Raw genomic sequence first — 14404 nt, 5'->3', positions numbered from 1 at the left:
GCTAATATTTGTGCACTTCATTTAGCTCTGTAAAAATGGTAAAAACCTTAAAATACTCTTTCGTTCTTTATAGGTCAGTTGATAGTTTAGAGCGTTCTGGAAGAGCAGAACGCTTTTTAAATTCCAGATGAGGAGGAAATGTAATTTGATAAGCTGATTTACACTTAATTATGAAATGCAACAGGTGGCTTTGGCTACATAAATGGCATCCCGGGCACGCTGAAGTTTATGCCCAAAATAAGGTTATTACATTGCCTGATCTCAATAAAACCATCAGCTATTTCACAGCTTTTTTATTTGATTCTGCCTGCAACAGGACAAAAATTATGATCTTCATGCAGCAGGGCTTAGTTCGATAACCAGAGGAAGTATGATCAGAAGCGGTTCTACGGGAATTATTGTTTTGGGCGCTATCAGCAATTTCGATCTCGGTACAATTGATTTGGGTGGAACCGATATTGAGTTTAAGAATGACGTTGCCTACATTTATAATTTTAACCTTATCGCCGCTCATATTATTTTCTCGAAAACCTCGTCCGTACAGCAAATCGGATCCCAATCTTCCGGAAGCCCTTGTTTTTCTTATCATCAATCCGCTATTGTCATTAAATCTGGGGTAACATTAAACGCCAGCCTATATTGCCAGCTCATCGGGGAGGGACTGATAAATGGAGAGGACGCGACAGCTGGTTTAGTGGTTCATTTGGGGTTACAGTATGCCAATGTGCAGGCACCGATGCAAACCGGAATCTATCCTGAGAATTTACCGGTGCGGGAATAGTGAATGAGGTGCAGGAACAAAGGGGGGCCGGGCTGGAATATTTGGAAAACCGGGATGACGCGCTGGTTATTTTCCCGGCCGGTTAATTCCGGATGAAAGCCGGTGCCCACTTCCAGCAGACTAGCTATACGTCCTTTTATCATTACTGAACCGCTGGTCGGGGACTTCACCCGACTTAATATTTTGAGTAAAGTGCTCTTGCCCGCGCCATTTCGGCCTATGATACCAATAACATCATCCTGCTCAATTTCAAAATTAAGATATCTCAGGCTCCAAACCATGTCACTTTTACCTTTGGTGGTTCGGTCATTAACTTCGCCAATTTTTAAAAATGGATCTTCCTTGCCACGTATGCGGGCCCAATATCGTTCCAGGTCCCGGGAGATGGTGCCGGTGCCAAAATTACCTAGTTGATACGCTTTTGATAGATGTTCAATATTAATTGCTGAGGCCAATGATAAAGGGTTGATTGATTAAAAGACGTTAAGATCTGACAGTTGACCGGATACATCTTCGCCACATCAGGCTTATTTTACGCTATAACCGGTACCAATCGTTTTCTCACGAACAGCAAGGTAAGCCTCGTTGGCTAGTTGCTCTTCATCCGCGATCACCAATATCTTGTTATTCTCGTGTTCCACCAAAGAATTGATAAAACCAACGACCTCACCGATTTCCAGTGATTTGGCGATACGGTCCAAGTCATCAAAAATGATCACAAAATCTTTCGTGTCTATCGCATGTTTTGCAGTTCCGGTCAGATCCTTAAGATAAGTATCGACATCACCTGCTTTGTTGATATTCAGCAATCCCCTGGTAACTAATTTGCCTATGGATAAACATATTTTGGCTCCTTTGCTGTTCAACCACGGCATAAACTCAATAGTCATTAGTGTAAAAACCTCGTCCATACTCTTCAATCCATACAATGAAATATAGATCGGCTTGTACTTTTTACTGGCATCGTGAAAAACCTCGGTCTTTTTTACGCGAGGAATGATTCTGTCTTTGATGAAAAATGTTTTCCCAATTCCCCGCCTTCCATTGATGAGGAGCGCATAGCTCGTCTCCATTTTCAAGTAGTTGGATATGACATTCTCCATTCGCTGGTCTTGATTCTCGACGCTCATATTACTATTATCTATTGTAAAGCTACGCAAATAGGCTGCGCAGACGATCATTTGGTTTGTGAAAATTCTTAATTTTAATTTTATGATTTCTGAAAAACCTATCATGCCCTCACTGGAAAAACTAGCCTACGACTACGCCCGTAAGGCGTTTGAAGATCAGGTACAATTGGCTGCATTGGTATCTGGCAGTATTCACCACCAACCAGTAGATGATCGGGCGTTTTGGGCGTCCGTATTGTTTTCCAAATTGTGCGTGACCAGCGTGAGCATGATCCAATTATTGCCTGGTAATGGTATATTCCCTTCTGCATTTAACAATTGGGATGCCGCCTCCATTTCTACACTTTCTAGAAACCTGATCGAGAATTATCATGCCTTCTTTTATTTGACTATTGAAAAGGTATCAACTGAAGAATGGGCATGCCGGGTGCAGCTTTTTAATTTACATGACTGCCTTACCCGGAAAAAAATATTCTCAGATTTCAAGATCGAAGAAGATCTGCCGAAGTTCGAACAGCAGGCAAATGAATTGCGCAATGTTTTGAAGCAGAATAGTTTCTTCCTGAACTTCACGGGTGGAGAGCAAAAGAATATGTTAAAAGGCGAACACGCTTTCTATCTCAACCGGGAGGCGATAGAGCACCGTATGGGAACCGGCCGGTCAGATTTGAAAGCGGTGTATCGCTTGCTTTCGATACAGACACATACCTTGCCCATGTCGTTTTACCGAACGATCGAACAGCGCCGGGGTACTGGCGTGGAAACAGATACAGAATTACATTATATCAATTTAGCTATAAATTATGTTATTCCTTATTTACAACTGGCCACTCGTCAGCTTCTGGAACTTTACCCAAGTGTCAAGCAACAATTGAACAGACAGCAAATGGATTTATTAAACAAGGACTTTATTCATTTTGATGACCTGAACTAATGGGCCGAACCAATCTACGTGCTATCATTGATTATTCACAGATATATGATCAAGCACCGCCTGAGCGGCCATTTGATTTGTTGAGGTCTTACCCGACCGATTTAATATTAGTTCGAATAGCTAAGATTAACACCATTATCTACTTGCAACCCAATATATTGTTGCAAAACATGCGCGTATTTGAAGAGGCGATCTTTGATGGTGTTGAAGGCCAAGATGATTTGGTGCCGCGACTCATGCAACTGTTTGACCGAAAGGACAGCATTGTCTTTTCCGGCCAAGTCATGTCAGCGATCATCAAAGATGCTATGGAGCATTACGTTGCTGCTGAAGCGCCACCAGACCTACGTCAATTCGGCAAAGATCTTTTTCAGGCTATCTTGGCCTATAACCAGCATTTCTATGACCAAGACTTCACAATGACCAGCTTTGCCGACTTGTTTATTAGCAATATTCAACAGCAATTTTATATCCGACGTGAAACCTATCTGAAATTAAATACTTTATTGAAGTTCACATTCATCAGTAAGTTTCTTACTGATGACGAGAAGTTGAAGGCGGCAGCGCAAGAATACTGTGCGGCATTAGAGATCGGAACGGTTTGGAAACTCGCCAGTTTTATCTTGCACATGTTTCGGGTCATACACGCAGGCGATAAGCAATCCAGGCATATTCTGGACAGGAATGGTGCCCAATGGCCAGTATTGGAACAATTCGTAATGAGCAAAGCCGACTTGACCAAAGGGGCGTTATCGTTACACAAACAAGTAATTCCCAAACCATTCTATCAACTGGAGGACGGACGCCTAATATTGCTCGATTACAACTATTTCAGCTTCGGCCTAGATCAAGGCATCTTTTATTCGCTTTACCATAAAAGTTCGCTTGTTAATGGCATCATTTTCAAAAACTACAACGACTACCAAGGCTACCTGGGCCTGAAGTATTTTGAAGAATATTACATTGGCCGTTTTATTCAAAAGATATTCAGTAAATGGAATCATCGCATTGTCCATACTGAAAAATATCAGGACTATATCGTTAGTGCCGGGAACCAGGTATTCGTATTCGAGATCAAAATGACAGAATTTAATGCTAACGGACTTGACCGTAGCAGCTTTGAGGACTTTAAGGATTTTGTTGACCGGAATTTCCTGGCTTTCAAACAAAGCGGCCAGAAAGCCAAAGGCCTTGGTCAATTGGTCCGGCAGATCGGGCACCTCGCCAATGACCAGGAATTAATGGATTCATTAGGTATCAAAAAACGTAAACGGTTGCAGGTCTATCCGATCATTATCTATTCCGATGCCAACCTCGACATCAACGGCGTCAATGAATACGTGAACGAACAATGGCTTGAACGCACAGCCACTTACCTCAATGCTTTTTTAAACATTCGCCCGATCACCATGATCAACGGAAGCATTTTGATGACCTATTATTATCTACTCAGAAAAGATCCCGCGCTATTTGGCCAATGGCTAAACGACTATATCAAAAGCGTAAACAACTTGAAAAAACGCTATCACAACGGTAAAGATCCCTTTGACTATTTAGAATACAACCGGTCCTTCGCCGCACACATGCGCCGGAAAATCCCTAAATATGATTTTGATACCAATTTAACCGCCCTCCAAACAGACTTTGATTTAGAAACAAACGCGCCAGAAAACTTACATTAGTGATCAACAATGAGTGAACAATTATTTACAAATGCAGAGCTAGCCGCTATCATCAAAGAAGCGACCGACAATGAAAAGCGGTATTTGGATACTACGGTCATTGATGGAAAGGCTACCGCTGCTTCCATTAGTACGATTTCTTTGGAAAAAAAGCTGATCTTCACGGTAGGTAATGAGCATACCGGTTACAAACACTTAAGAGAGCGTCATACTCTTTATATTTATAAAAACTATTGGATTACGACTGATGATGGCCAGGTCAAACTGGACCGGCCCAGTAAATTTCACCCGGATATGGCACCGGGTATTCACATTACCAAAATAGCTGACGCGATTTTCGAGCCTGAAAATAAAAATGTGACGACGAACCATCGTCCGGATGTATTTGACAAGTACACCGGCAGTTATGGTTTCAAAGACAATCCGCCAGAAAAATATCATTTATTGACCTATAAAGATTCCAAGATCGTTCACACGATGTATCCTGACAAGAAAAAGCATAACCTGAAAGCGGTCGCGAAGTTTGGTAAGGGGCATGTAACAGCTACTCGCGATCTGCAGGGACATCATGCAGATTTATTGATCCCCTATGAAAACAAAGACGGTAAAACGGCTTACTCCATCCTGATCCGCAAATTTTATCAGGAACAAGCGGAGCGTGTTTTCATCCAGGAACATGGAAATGACGGGGACATCATTTCTGTATTTTTATTAGGCGAACGGGAGATCAACGATTTTAAATCTTTTGACCACCCTATGATGTCCCGTTTTCAGCATACGGATCTGATCGACTACGAACGCATTATCAATCAAATGGCAGAAGGAGCGCAAACCATCGAGCTTAACCCTAAAACTTTCAGATGGTGATCCTGCAGTTAAGTCAGACGCGATTTACGCCAGGCCAGACTAGATTCGCGGTCGAGCCGTAAAAATTCCTGCTCTTCTTCAGGAGTTAAGCCACCATTCTGTTCGTATAGTTCCAGGTATTTTTTTAGTAATAAGCTATAATCATCATGGCGTTCTTCTTTTTCGATATGGTCGATGATTGGACGCGCGAACCGCATGATACCGGCGACCGAATTGTCCGAAAATACCGCTTTTCCCATTTCAAAATACTCATCGAAATACCTTTTGTGACTCCCAGTTCTCCTGCTAAGCGCGAAACGGGTTTCTCCCAAACTAAATCATAAATTTCTTCGCGGGTGAGATTGAGTCTTTTCATGATCAACTATTACGAAGTAATTTTTTACTTGTTCGATGTTTGCGGCGAATAAGGATCGTAAAGTCCGCAAATTTGCGGAGAAAAATATTTTTCCAGCATATTTCGGAGACATCCATATTTATTTATAAAAAAAGTTACCCTAATTATGCGCCAAAGACAACTGAATGTTACCCTAATTTTGTGCCATAAAATTAAATTATTTACCCTAATTTTGTGCCATGTTCAAAAGAAGTATCGTAGCGGAATTAGAAAAATGGTTAAATAAACATGACCGTAAGCCGCTGGTAATTAGGGGTGCAAGACAAGTTGGAAAGACGACTATGATCAATCAATTCGCAAAGCGATTTGAGCAATACATTTATCTCAATTTGGAATTAGCTAACGATAGATTACCGTTTGAGCAATTCAATAACATTGAGGTGTTAGTACAAACCTTATTTTTTATAAAAGATAAAGCGCTATCAAAAAAGGGAAAAACCCTTATTTTTATTGATGAGATACAAGAGGTGCCGGAAGCATTGAATATTTTACGCTATTTCTATGAGTCGGAACCTGGTATAGCAATAATTGCTGCTGGTAGTATGCTCGAAACTTTATTTAACAAAAACATAAGTTTTCCTGTTGGACGGGTAGAATACAAAGTACTGCGACCTGCCTCATTTCCTGAATTTTTGGATGCCATTGGTGAAAGTGCTGCGTTAGAGTATTTAGAAACCACGCCAGCTCCGCAATTTACACATACTAAATTGTTGCAGCTTTTTCACACTTATGCATTGATTGGTGGAATGCCCGAAATCGTGAATAATTACAGCTTAAGTACGGATTTAACTGCATTACAAACTATTTACGAATCTCTCATTGTAGCTTATATAGATGATGTAGAGAAGTATGCAGCAACAAGTTCGCAGGTACAATACATTCGGCATGCTATCCGGGCATCGTTTTCACAAGCTGGAAAACGTATAAAATTTGAAGGTTTCGGTAACTCTTCTTACCGTTCCCGGGATATGAGTGAAGCACTGCGGACTTTGGAAAATGCATTGCTTATACAGTTGCTTTACCCATCTACTGATACCAAACTCCCATTGCTACCCGATCATAAAAAATCACCACGATTACAAATTCTGGATACTGGCATGCTCAATTATTTTGCAGGTATTCAAAAAGAGATATTAGGTACCAATGATTTAAATAAAGTATATCAGGGTACGATGATCGAACATCTGGTTGGACAAGAACTGTTGGCTTCACAATACAACGCTTTAAGCAGTCTTAACTTTTGGGTAAGGGAAAAAGCGACTTCTTCTGCTGAAGTGGATTTTATTTGGCCGTTTGAAGGTAAACTCATTCCAATTGAAGTAAAATCTGGGACAGAGGGGAAACTTAAATCCCTGCATTTATACATGGATTTAGCTTCCCATCAAATGGCTGTACGGTTCTACGCCGGGGAAATATTGATTACAGAAGCTATAACTCCTGAGGGAAAAAAATATCATTTGCTCAATTTACCTTATTATCTGGCTTCTCAGACAGAACGCTATCTACAGTGGTTTCAAAATAAAATTGACAATAGTTAAATGCTTATAGGGGTGTTTGAATAACATGTTTACTTTGAAGAAAGTAATTTCGTTGTTTTTGGTTCGTGGGCCAATGAATTGTGTAAATCATACGATGATAGGAAGATCCGATTCCAATTGTGGAAGCACTAGACAAAATTTCCGGGAAGTTTAAAGATCAGCATTTCGATTCTTATCTACTGGCTAAAGAGGTGAGTAATATGATTACTTCAGTTTCCTGTAGGTTGTTCATGACTGTATTGTGATCCATGTGGTAAATTAAGACAATGGGGGCGGTTTAGCCCCCATTGCTCCATCAGGCAACCGAATGCTTGATCTCGATCTGGCCGGTTGAGCCGCCAAACAGCATGCCTTGCGAAGCAGCAATGACTTCATGAGGAGAACCCAATTCAATCTGGCTAGCTTCATTCAGATGGCTGATCTGATCTTTGGTTAGAGTCAGTTCCAATGATGAAAGATTAGCATCCAGTTGGCTAACATTCCTGGAGCCGATCACCGTTATCGTTGATAAGGTTGACTGATCATGTTTCTGACGAATCCAGGCAAGCGCTACATCTATGACCTGGTTGCCTGTTTCTGCTGCTATCGATTCCAGTAAATCCAGGATACGGGTTTCCCTTTCATTTTTTGAATCCTTAACCAGGAAACCTCCGGCCAGGGCCTTACGTGAGTTAGGGTCGGTTTCCTTACGGTATTTACCGGTTAGTGTACCACCTGCCAGCGGCGACCAGAAAGCAACACCCAATCCCAGAGCTTCAGCCATTGGTAACAGTTCACGGTCGGCAGTGCGTTCAATCAGGTTGTATTCCACCTGTATGCCGATGATCGGAGCCCAGCCTCTGAGGTCGGCCAATAATGCGGCGTTAGCGATGCGCCAGGCTGGGAAATTCGAAAAGCCAGCGTAATTGATCTTACCCGCACTTACCAGATCATCCAGGCCTCTGACAATTTCTTCAGTCGGCGTTTGGCCATCCGAGAGATGTACCCAGTAAAGATCAAGTCTGTCGGTTTTCAATCGTTTTAAGCTTTCTTCAACTGCCCGCATCATCGTTTTGCGACTGTTGCCTGTGGTTTGCATGTCCCGGGTACCCATACTGTATTTGGAAGCCAGTACAAAGTTATCCCGTTCGCTGGTCAGGAAATCACCAAGAAAGGATTCTGACTGGCCAGCCTGGTAACCGTCTGCCGTGTCAATAAAATTACCGCCCGCTTCTGCATAACGGTCGAATACTAATTTGGAGTCTTCCTTGCTGGCGCCGAACGGCCAGGCGGTGCCGAAATTGCCGGTACCTAAAGCAAGCGTTGATACTCTTAAGCCGGACTTTTGTCCGAAAATTTGATACTTCATGATGAATAATTAAAATGTAAAAAAAATAATGATCGTTATATTTTGTGTCGTGTTTAAGTCTATTTAAAAAATAATGGTCGTTATATTATTAGGTAAAAAAATGGGTTATACTATAATGGCTTTGGCAACCTCAATGGCCATATCCAGGATCTCGTCTGTTTGCTTCAGGCTTTTGGTGGCGCTGTAGGTAGACATCGCAAATTCGCATAAGGCTATTACATGCAGGGCAATTTGATCACTTTTGGTATCGGCTTTAAAAATTCCTTCCAATATACCTTGGTCAACTATGGCCGCTAGTTCCTGTTTCCAGGCTTTTAGCCCTTCGGCCGCTCTTTGGCGCAATGGTTCCATTGTGTCATCCGCATCACACAGCGCATTCTGGATCGGGCAGCCCCCGTCATGGAAACGCATACTGCCGGAACTGCTGAAAGCTTTGATATAACCGAACAGTTTGTCTTTGGGTGTTTTGGCTTTAGCAGTCGCGGAGCTTAAAGCCTTCATAAAACAGCTGATATTATAATCGAGCGCAGCCAATGCCACTTCCTCTTTATTAGCGAAGTTGCCGTAAATACTGCCGCTGGTCAATTTGGTTGCAGCAGTGAGATCCGTAATCGACGTACCCGCATAACCTTGCTTATTGAAGATAGGTGCGGTCATCTCAATGATATACGCACGGGTTCGCTCTGTTTTCGATTGATTCACGTGACAAATATAATGACCGTTATATTTTTGTTTCGTCATTTACGAGTAAATAAAATGATTGTCTGTATTTTGTTTTTTAAATCATCAAAAAAGAAAGGTAAGCCGAACGTATATGGATTTATTAAGAAAGCTTAAAAGTAAGATTTTGTACCACCGTAAGTAGTTTAGGATGCAAGAGAATACCTATGTACCATGGCTATCTCTTCCTCTTAGTATGAAGATTTCGCATCACGATTTTAAATCACACCTGATTTTTTTTAAAAAAAATGACAAATAGTGAAAAGTAATGCATACTTTTGACAAGTTATCCACATCTCTCAGATTGTGGAGCGTCCTTTTATTAGGTCGAAATGTCTGTAACTATCTTGTAACTGAAGTTGCATAACTCCTTGATTATCAGATATTAATTATTTTCTGTATCGGCAAGTAAGCTTATTTATGATCTAAACGTTAAGTAAATCATAAAATAAGTTGAGAATTCAGGCCTAATATTTTAAACGCTTCAATTTTATATCTTTTTGCATGTTTTTCGTAATCAGCCTGATCATTAATCATGCTTAAAAAATAATAGGCCCCATCGGAGATCACAAAAATTAAATCCGAAGCAAGTTCTGCTTCTGCGCAGTCTATCAGTTTCTTGTCCATGCACTCCTGAATTAGATTTTTAAGCCATTCTCTTAGCAGGAGATGCATTTCTTTAAATTTAAACTTGATCAGGGGGTTTCTGAATATCAGCGCGAAACAATTGTAAAAAATACTGTCGTCAATATAACTATCCCATTTTCTTGAGAAAATGTTATTTAAAACTTCAATCAGCCGGTTTAACGGATCAATGCTTTCATTTTCAGGAATATATATTTTTTCGTAACTGCTGATAATAAAGTCGATCAGCCCAAGTAGCATCTCCTCTTTGGTGGAGAAATAATGTACCACCAGGCTCGGATGCATATCCAGCTCCTTTGCCACCTTGCCAAATGAAGTGTTTTCAATCCCTTCATTTTTCGCGATTTGATAAAAGGCTTCGATTATTCTTTTTTGCTGATCTTCTTTTAAACTTTTTCTGCCCATATGTTCGTCAAACTTACCATAAAAGCACAAAAATATAATTGTAAAAATAAATTTACTGAATGTTCAGTTTATTTAATTTTATATTTACGAAAGCTTAACATGCGATGAGTTATTTTGATCGTTTTCTAAAAAAGGCGTATGAATAAATTTTACAAAAGAATTTGTTAGACAATGTGCTTCGGTAACATCAATATGATCTACCAGGGCATGGGATGGCTGGGGACATTACTGTTCCTGGTATCCTATTATTTGCTTGTTACCAAAAAGTGGAGGCTTTCATCCTACGCTTTTCATATTTCTAATCTGTTAGGTGGCATCCTGCTGGGCATAAATACTTACGTTGATCATTCTTATCCTGCTGCTTTCATCAACATTGCCTGGGCCCTTATCGCATTTTATGGGATGTATAACGATAAATGGAGAAAACGAAATAGACGTCATGCGGCTGATAATCAGTAAGTATATGTTGTTGATTGTAGGTCTGCGAAAATAAAAGTGTAACAAACCTCATCTGAAGGTATAGAGAACACATGGCTGCCAAACAAAGAGTAAAAAGTTAAACACAGTTATAAAAAGAAAAGAAAGCAACAGAGCAAATGCTTTACCCCATTCCAGGTAATCGGGGTAAAATATTAACCGGCATGTGCGAGATGCCGGTTAAAAGAATCGCCATTAAACAGTAGAACATTTAATTAACGAATTGCCAATTTATGCAAAAAAAAATTGACCCACGTTTTGAAATATCATGGATTTACAAAACATTTGCTATTGGCGTAGCCACAGTAGCCATTTGTGCTACTACGGCCAGCGCGAATAATGCCCCTGCATCATTACCCAGACGCGGTAATCCACTGCGCAAAGATGCTGTTGGGAATCAACAGGTATTTAATTTAAGCCCCTCGATATCAGTGCCTGCTGAAATTATAAGGGGGCATGTCACCGATCAAAAAAATCTGCCTCTTCCGGGTGTGTCTATCCTGGTAAAAGGAACCAACACCGGTACTACAACCAACCAGGAGGGCGATTTTTCACTTAAGGCTAAACCTGGCGATATCCTGATTTTAAAATTTATGGGCTTCAAAACCCAGGAAGTAACCGTAACAGATAGCAAGAAATATCAGATAACGCTTGAAGATGATGCCAAAGGTTTATCAGAAGTAGTTGTTACGGCACTCGGTGTTAAAAAGGAGAAAGCAAAACTTGGCTATGCTGTTCAGGAGGTAAAAGGCGAAGATTTGGTGAAAGCACGTGAGCCTAACGTTTTCTCCAATTTAACAGGCCGCGTTGCAGGTTTAACCGTTCAAAGCTCTACAGATCTGTTCCAGAGCCCTACCATTACTCTTCGTGGCCGTCAGCCATTGATCGTAATTGATGGTATTCCGGATCAATCGGCAGATATCTGGAAAGTTAATGCCGATGATATCGAAAATATGACTGTATTGAAAGGGGCCAATGCGTCTGCTCTGTATGGTTCTATCGGTCAAAACGGCGCCATCATGATCACAACCAAGCGGGGTAAAGGTAAAGACCTGAGTGTGGAGATCAATTCATCTACAGAGCTGCAACCTAGCTTTATCAGAATACCAAAGGTGCAAACCGAATATGGTGATGGTTTTAAAGGTCAATACAGCTACGTAGATGGTTCTGGCGGTGGCCCTGAAGGCGGCGGCTGGATCTGGGGGCCCAAACTGGATCAGAAAGATCCATCAACCAAAAGTGGGTTTGTTGAATTACCGCAATATGATAGCCCTATCGATCCGCAAACGGGTAAAAGAATCCCTACACCATGGGTATCTAGGGGTAAAGATAATGTCCAGGACTTTTTCAGAACTGGCGTTATTTCATCAAATAATATCAGTATCACCAAAAGTTCAGACAAAGGGGCTTTCCGTGCCTCGGTATCAAATGTTTACCAGGTTGGTATTGTGCCTAATACGGATTTGAACAATACATCCTTCAATCTGTCGGGCAACTATAACTTGTCTGATAATCTTACCGCAGACGCCCGTATAACCTTTAATAAGCAGTATACCAAAAACTTCCCCGAGGTTGGTTACGGCCCTACAAACTATTTATACAACCTGATCTTGTGGACCGGTGCCGATGTTAGTGTTAAGGATCTGCGCAATTATTGGGCTCCGGGACAGGTAGGCTTGCAACAGCGCAACTATAATAACTCTTATTACAATAACCCTTATTTCCAGGCTTATGAATACTTAAGGGGTTATGATAAGAACAGCACTTTTGGATCATTGAACCTGAATTATAAGATCAGCCCTGACTTTAGTATACAGTTCAGAAACGGGATGAACTCCTACGGACTGAACAGGACGTACGACGAACCTAAAAGCTATATTGGTTATGGTAATAAATCAAGGGGTAACTTTACGGTTTCGAACGATAATTTCTTTGATATCACATCAGATCTGATAGCCGACTTTAACCATACCTTTTCAGAAAAATTCAAATTACATGCGCAGGTAGGTGGTTCTAATTATTATCGTAATGATAAATATGGTAGTTCGGCAACGGATGGTTTAACTATCCCCGGTTTTTATAATTTAAGTAACTCAACCAATCCGGTTACTGCCACAAATGCCCTGGAAGAGCGGCGCACCAGCAGCGTTTACGGTGTTTTGGATCTGGAATATCTAAATGCTATTTACTTAACCGCAACCGGCCGTAATGATATTATTTCGACCTTACCTACTCAAAACAACAGCTTCTTTTATCCTTCATTCGGATCATCAGTAGTGATTTCGCAATTAACCAAACTGCCTGATTGGTTCAGTCTGTTAAAAGCGCGTGGGTCATGGTCGCAGGTTTCAAGTGCGACGTTGAATGACAACGCTTATACTTACAGCTATTTGCCAACCTATTCAAAAGGCTATACCTGGAATAATATTCCTTCTCTTTCCTATGGTTCATCTATATTGAACGCGAATCTGCACCCCCAAACTTCTAACAGCTGGGAAGTTGGTATCGATACCAAGTTCTTTAACAACCGCATAGGATTGGAAGCCACCTATTACCAAACCAGCGATTTTAACAATATTTTCTCTATCCCCATTTCCAACACCAGCGGTTTTAGCTCACAACTGGTTAACGGAAACACGTACAAACGCAAAGGTTTAGAGCTCGTTTTAACGGCCACGCCAGTAAAAATTCCTGGCTTTCGTTGGGACATCGCTGCTAATTTCAGCACCTATCATCGTTATTTAACCGGTATATACAATAACGCGCCAACCTTGAATAACCTGAAAGTTGGTGACCGTGTAGATAAGATTTATACCAGCGTGTATCAAAAAGACCCAAGCGGCAATGTTATTTATGGCAGCAACGGTTTCCCGTTAGATGACACTTTCCCGAGATCCGTAGGTTACGGTGATCCGGATTTTACCTACGGTATAGAGAACAGCTTTACTTACAAGCAGTTCAGCTTTAAAGTATTGGTTGACGGACGCGTTGGCGGCTTAATGTATTCAACCACTAACCAGAAAATGTGGTGGGGCGGTACCAATATGGGTACACTCAACCACTATCGTGATGAAGCCAATGCAGGCAAGGCTACTTATGTAGGGCAAGGTGTGGTAGTAACTTCCGGATCGGTTACCTATGATTCAAATGGTAACATTACCAGCGACACCCGCAAATTTGCGCCAAATACCAAGGCGGTCAACTATATCGATTACATGACCAACACCAGCAATTCGGCCAATACCAACTACAACTATTATTCGCAAACATTTTTAAAGATCCGCGAGATCAGTTTAACCTGGCAGGTACCCGGCAAATGGCTTCAGAAATCATTTATCAAAGGACTTAATCTATCTGCCGTTGGCCGAAACCTGTTCCTGTTTGCCAAAATTCCGAACGTAGATCCGGACACTGGTGTTGATAACCTGCAAACCCCGTCAACCCGCACCATAGGTTTTAATGCTAACATTAAATTTTAACCAG

General features: G+C 41.2%; 13 protein-coding genes. 7 read left to right on the top strand and 6 right to left on the bottom strand.

All coding sequences use genetic code 11. The annotated features are described in order from the left end of the window. The first annotated feature begins 370 nt into the window (after positions 1-370). Positions 371-781: a hypothetical protein gene (locus FHW89_RS07950; RefSeq protein WP_172334502.1), complete on the top strand. Its 411-nt coding sequence runs from the start codon at positions 371-373 to the stop codon at positions 779-781. Here the strand turns inward: FHW89_RS07950 and FHW89_RS07945 are convergent. Together FHW89_RS07945 and FHW89_RS07940 are read right to left on the bottom strand one after the other, a co-directional pair. Continuing rightward, positions 751-1236: an ATP-binding cassette domain-containing protein gene (locus FHW89_RS07945; RefSeq protein ID WP_172334501.1), complete on the bottom strand. Its 486-nt coding sequence runs from the start codon at positions 1234-1236 to the stop codon at positions 751-753. The genes FHW89_RS07950 and FHW89_RS07945 overlap by 31 nt on opposite strands. Before the next feature lie 72 nt (positions 1237-1308). Next, entirely contained in the window at positions 1309-1911 is a 603-nt protein-coding gene (locus tag FHW89_RS07940; RefSeq protein WP_172334500.1) for a P-loop NTPase fold protein, read from the bottom strand. A 103-nt stretch (positions 1912-2014) separates the two neighbouring features. Between FHW89_RS07940 and FHW89_RS07935 the strand changes: the two genes are divergently transcribed. From FHW89_RS07935 to FHW89_RS07925, 3 genes are all read left to right on the top strand, one after another. Next, the gene (locus FHW89_RS07935) at positions 2015-2845 is read left to right on the top strand and encodes a DUF5677 domain-containing protein (protein ID WP_172334499.1); all 831 of its coding nucleotides are present in this window, start codon (positions 2015-2017) and stop codon (positions 2843-2845) included. A gap of 170 nt (positions 2846-3015) precedes the next feature. Next, a complete protein-coding gene (locus FHW89_RS07930; protein ID WP_172334498.1) occupies positions 3016-4527 on the top strand; it encodes a hypothetical protein in 1512 nt (503 codons plus the stop codon). Positions 4528-4536: 9 nt separating this feature from the next. Further along, entirely contained in the window at positions 4537-5394 is an 858-nt protein-coding gene (locus tag FHW89_RS07925) for a hypothetical protein (protein ID WP_172334497.1), read from the top strand. Positions 5395-5402: 8 nt separating this feature from the next. Here the strand turns inward: FHW89_RS07925 and FHW89_RS07920 are convergent, their stop codons facing one another. Next, positions 5403-5591: a hypothetical protein gene (locus FHW89_RS07920; RefSeq protein WP_172334496.1), complete on the bottom strand. Its 189-nt coding sequence runs from the start codon at positions 5589-5591 to the stop codon at positions 5403-5405. Between the two features lie 376 nt (positions 5592-5967). Here FHW89_RS07920 and FHW89_RS07915 point away from each other — a divergent pair, with 376 nt between their 5' ends. Continuing rightward, a complete protein-coding gene (locus FHW89_RS07915; protein ID WP_172334495.1) occupies positions 5968-7326 on the top strand; it encodes an ATP-binding protein in 1359 nt (452 codons plus the stop codon). A 295-nt stretch (positions 7327-7621) separates the two neighbouring features. Here the strand turns inward: FHW89_RS07915 and FHW89_RS07910 are convergent, their stop codons facing one another. From FHW89_RS07910 to FHW89_RS07900, 3 genes are all read right to left on the bottom strand, one after another. After that, positions 7622-8674, bottom strand: a complete 1053-nt coding sequence (locus FHW89_RS07910) for an aldo/keto reductase (RefSeq protein ID WP_172334494.1) — start codon at positions 8672-8674, stop codon at positions 7622-7624. Positions 8675-8779: 105 nt separating this feature from the next. Then, entirely contained in the window at positions 8780-9415 is a 636-nt protein-coding gene (locus tag FHW89_RS07905) for a TetR/AcrR family transcriptional regulator (RefSeq protein WP_172334493.1), read from the bottom strand. A gap of 420 nt (positions 9416-9835) precedes the next feature. Further along, positions 9836-10444 carry a TetR family transcriptional regulator gene (locus FHW89_RS07900; RefSeq protein ID WP_172334492.1) on the bottom strand — a complete coding sequence of 203 codons (609 nt, stop codon included), beginning with the start codon at positions 10442-10444 and terminating at the stop codon, positions 9836-9838. 171 nt (positions 10445-10615) lie between these two features. On the opposite strand from FHW89_RS07900, the gene FHW89_RS07895 reads away from it, so the two are divergent. Both FHW89_RS07895 and FHW89_RS07890 read left to right on the top strand, forming a co-directional pair. Further along, on the top strand, positions 10616-10903 hold the full coding sequence (locus FHW89_RS07895) for a hypothetical protein (RefSeq protein WP_172334491.1): 288 nt from the start codon (positions 10616-10618) through the stop codon (positions 10901-10903). Positions 10904-11154: 251 nt separating this feature from the next. Beyond that, positions 11155-14400 (top strand): SusC/RagA family TonB-linked outer membrane protein, encoded by a 3246-nt coding sequence (locus tag FHW89_RS07890; protein ID WP_172334490.1) that lies wholly within the window; start codon positions 11155-11157, stop codon positions 14398-14400. The last annotated feature ends 4 nt before the right edge of the window (positions 14401-14404 follow it).

This window comes from Mucilaginibacter sp. SG564, assembly GCF_013149275.1.
GTDB lineage: Bacteria > Bacteroidota > Bacteroidia > Sphingobacteriales > Sphingobacteriaceae > Mucilaginibacter.
This window is presented reverse-complemented; position numbering and strand designations above follow the sequence as displayed.

Coding starts and splice junctions, on each gene's coding strand:
- FHW89_RS07950 (WP_172334502.1), top strand. CDS start 371: ATGATCAGAAGCGGTTCTACGGGAATTATTGTTTTGGGCGCTATCAGC.
- FHW89_RS07940 (WP_172334500.1), bottom strand. CDS start 1,911: ATGAGCGTCGAGAATCAAGACCAGCGAATGGAGAATGTCATATCCAAC.
- FHW89_RS07935 (WP_172334499.1), top strand. CDS start 2,015: ATGCCCTCACTGGAAAAACTAGCCTACGACTACGCCCGTAAGGCGTTT.
- FHW89_RS07930 (WP_172334498.1), top strand. CDS start 3,016: ATGCGCGTATTTGAAGAGGCGATCTTTGATGGTGTTGAAGGCCAAGAT.
- FHW89_RS07925 (WP_172334497.1), top strand. CDS start 4,537: ATGAGTGAACAATTATTTACAAATGCAGAGCTAGCCGCTATCATCAAA.
- FHW89_RS07920 (WP_172334496.1), bottom strand. CDS start 5,591: ATGCGGTTCGCGCGTCCAATCATCGACCATATCGAAAAAGAAGAACGC.
- FHW89_RS07915 (WP_172334495.1), top strand. CDS start 5,968: ATGTTCAAAAGAAGTATCGTAGCGGAATTAGAAAAATGGTTAAATAAA.
- FHW89_RS07910 (WP_172334494.1), bottom strand. CDS start 8,674: ATGAAGTATCAAATTTTCGGACAAAAGTCCGGCTTAAGAGTATCAACG.
- FHW89_RS07905 (WP_172334493.1), bottom strand. CDS start 9,415: ATGACGAAACAAAAATATAACGGTCATTATATTTGTCACGTGAATCAA.
- FHW89_RS07900 (WP_172334492.1), bottom strand. CDS start 10,444: ATGGGCAGAAAAAGTTTAAAAGAAGATCAGCAAAAAAGAATAATCGAA.
- FHW89_RS07895 (WP_172334491.1), top strand. CDS start 10,616: ATGTGCTTCGGTAACATCAATATGATCTACCAGGGCATGGGATGGCTG.
- FHW89_RS07890 (WP_172334490.1), top strand. CDS start 11,155: ATGCAAAAAAAAATTGACCCACGTTTTGAAATATCATGGATTTACAAA.